Origin of the sequence: Kitasatospora sp. NPDC059803, from assembly GCF_042732255.1 — a bacterium.
Classification (GTDB): Bacteria; Actinomycetota; Actinomycetes; order Streptomycetales; family Streptomycetaceae; genus Kitasatospora.
In genome coordinates, this window is the sequence record NZ_JBHWIJ010000004.1 from 69,169 (window position 1) to 72,040 (window position 2,872).

General features: G+C 76.7%; 3 protein-coding genes and 1 pseudogene. 1 reads left to right on the forward strand and 3 read right to left on the reverse strand.

From position 1 onward, the window contains the following. Positions 1–123: 123 nt before the first annotated feature. Complete coding sequence (locus ACFV6I_RS01470) at positions 124–1,239, reverse strand: nicotinate-nucleotide--dimethylbenzimidazole phosphoribosyltransferase (RefSeq protein WP_380336562.1); 1,116 nt, start codon at positions 1,237–1,239, stop codon at positions 124–126. 28 nt (positions 1,240–1,267) lie between these two features. Further along, positions 1,268–1,870 (reverse strand): annotated as a pseudogene (cobU, locus tag ACFV6I_RS01475) (bifunctional adenosylcobinamide kinase/adenosylcobinamide-phosphate guanylyltransferase); the annotation flags it as partial. An 87-nt stretch (positions 1,871–1,957) separates the two neighbouring features. Between cobU and ACFV6I_RS01480 the strand changes: the two are divergent. Next, entirely contained in the window at positions 1,958–2,158 is a 201-nt protein-coding gene (locus ACFV6I_RS01480; RefSeq protein WP_063347303.1) for a hypothetical protein, read from the forward strand. Positions 2,159–2,175: 17 nt separating this feature from the next. Here the strand turns inward: ACFV6I_RS01480 and ACFV6I_RS01485 are convergent, their stop codons facing one another. After that, positions 2,176–2,871 (reverse strand): class I SAM-dependent methyltransferase, encoded by a 696-nt coding sequence (locus ACFV6I_RS01485; RefSeq protein WP_380423233.1) that lies wholly within the window; start codon positions 2,869–2,871, stop codon positions 2,176–2,178. Position 2,872 lies beyond the last annotated feature (1 nt).

Here is a 2,872-nt window from a genome sequence, read left to right on the forward strand (position 1 = left end):
ACCCCGGCCCCCCCCGCCCCACCGGGCGCCCGCCCCGCCGTGTTCCCCCCCGACCGCACGCGCCCGGCCCGTTGTGCCGGCCGGGGCGCCCATGATCCTGGTGCCACAGGTTGCCGCGGGTTGCTACAGCCGCCGCAGCAGGTCCGCCGCCGAGGGCAGCTTCGGCTGCTCCTTCGGTGCCGACGGCACGAACGGCCGCGGGGCCTCGTCCGCGAGCGCGTCGCCCGCGGCCTGGAGCAGCGGCAGGGCCAGCAGCGCGCCGAGGCCCTCGCCCATGGTGATCCCCTGGTCCTGCAGCGGCGTCAGGGTGAGCCGGTCGTAGGCCTTGGCCTGGGCGGGCTCGCCGCTGGACTGCCCGGCCCGCCACCACTCCGGCGCCCGGAAGGCGATCCGCTGCGCGACCAGCGCGCAGGCCGCCGAGACGACGCCGTCCAGCACCACCGGGAGCCGTCGCACCGCGGCCTGGAGCAGGAAGCCGGTGATCGCCGCGAAGTCGGCCCCGCCGGTGGCGCCGAGCAGCGCCAGCTGGTCGCCTAGGACGGGCCGGGCCCGCCGCAGGGAGTCGCGGATGGTGGCGCACTTGACCATCCAGACCCGGTCGTCGACGCCCGAGCCGCGCCCGGTGACGGCGGCCGCGTCCGTTCCGCACAGCGCGCCGACCAGGACGGCGGCGACGGTGGTGGCGCCGACGCCGAGGTCGCCGAGCAGCACCAGGTCGGTGCCGGCGTCGGCCTCCTCGTCGGCGACGGCCATGCCGGCCCGGAAGGCCCGCGCGGTCTCCGCGGGGGTGAGCGCGTCCTCGACGTCGATCCGGCCGGAGCCGCGCCGGATCCGGTGGGTGACCACGTCGTCCGGGAAGTCGGCGGGGTCGGCGTCCACCGCGACGTCGACGACCCGCACCTCGGCGCCGTAGCGCCGGGCCAGCCGGGTGACCGGCGCGGTGCCGTCCAGGACGGCGCGCACCCGCGCGGCGGTGCCGCCCTTGGCGGGCAGCCGGGACACCCCGAGCGCGGCCACGCCGTGGTCGGCGGCGAACAGCAGCACCTTGGGGGCCGACACCGGCCGCACGGGGGATCGCCCCTGTACGGACGACAGCCAGCTGCCCAGTTCCTCCAGCTTGCCGAGCCCGCCGCGCGGCCGGCCGGCCTCCTGCCAGCGTTCCTCGGCGGCCCGTCGGGCGCTCTCGTCGGGGCGCTCGACGAGCGAGGAGAACGTATCGAGATCCACGGTCGTGTCCATCGTCCGGAAGGCTACACGCCGCAGATGTTCAGGCGGCGGCTGGCTTGACGGTCAGAACCTGCCCGGCCACGACCAGCAGCACACGCTCGGAGGCGTCCGCCACGGCCATGTTCAGCCGGCCCAGGGTGTCGCGGAAGCGCCGGCCTGCGGCGGTCGCCGGGACGACGCCCATCCCGACCTCGTTGCTGACCGCGACGGCCGTGCGCCCGGTGGCCGCCCAGGCCCGCGCCAGGGCCTCGCAGCGCCGCTGGACGGCGGCCTCCCCACCCGCCGCCCAGACCGCGTCGTCCCAGGCGCCGCACTCGTCCATCACGGCGGTCAGCCACAGCGCCAGGCAGTCGACCAGCACCGGCGCCGGGTCGGTCCGGTCGGCCAGCACGGCCTCCAGGTCGCAGGTCTCGGCGGTGCGCCAGCTCGCCGGCCGCCGCTCGCGGTGCAGCGCGACCCGCTGGGCCCACTCGGCGTCGCCGTCCCGGGTGCCGCCGGTGGCCACGTACAGGACGTCCGGGTGGTCGGCGAGCAGCTGCTCGGCCCGGGTGGACTTGCCGGAGCGGGCGCCGCCGAGCAGCAGTGTGCGGGGGAGCGGGTGGTGGATCGCCATGCCGCCCATCCTGCCCGACCGGGCATCCGGAGCGTCCGGCCAGGCATACGGAAGATCGGGCCGGGCAGGCTAAGGTGCGCAGCACGCAGGCAGCGTCGTCGGTGGGAGGAGCCGGGCATGGTCTGGACGTGGCGGTACGAGAAGTCGGACGGCACCGCGGTGGTGCCGGAGGGCGCGCAGGAGGAGTTCGCGGGCCAGGGGGACGCCGAGACCTGGATCGGGGAGTCCTGGAAGCAGCTCGCCGAGGACGGCATCGACACGGCGGTCCTGCTGGATGACGACCGGGTGATCTACTCGATGAGCCTGCACGAGGCGTAACCGCCGTCGCGGGGCCGCTACTTGGCCCCGACCACGTGCAGCAGCGCGGCGACCTGCCGGTACGGGTCGGTGCGGCCGGCCCGGTCCTCGGCCTCCAGCAGCTGGGCCAGCTGCCGCCCGTCCACCGGCGGGGCCGCGTCGTCGGGCGCGTTGTCGGTGAAGACCCGTACGCCGTACCAGTGCTTCAGCGGCACCGACACCTCGGAGAGGGTGACGGTGAGGTCGGCGAGGCGGTCGGCGCGGGCGGCCAGCCCGAGCCGGTTGTAGTACCGGTCGCTCTCGAAGGCGTGCAGGGCGGCCCGCCAGTCCCCGGCGGCGGCGGGCCGCAGGGCGAGCGCGTCGCGGTTGCGGACCAGCAGCGAGAGCAGCCCGCCCGGGGCCAGCAGCCGGGCCAGCGAGGCGATCATCGGGTCGGGGGCGGGCAGGTACATCAGGACGCCGTGGCAGAGCACCACGTCGAAGCTGCGCGGGCCGAACCAGCGCCCGCACTGGTGGGCGTCGCCGCTGAGCAGTTGCAGCCGGCCGGCGACCTCCGGCGGTTCCTCGGCGAGCGCCCCCTGGGCGACGCCGAGCGGGGCCGGGGGGGGTGGGTGTGGGGGGGGCCGTAACCGTCGGGGGCCCGCGAGCGGCTCATCGACTCCCACGGCACCCGCCGCCGGCTCCAGCGGGCCGCACCCCGGGTCTCGGTCACCTTCCTCCCCGAGGTCGGCCATC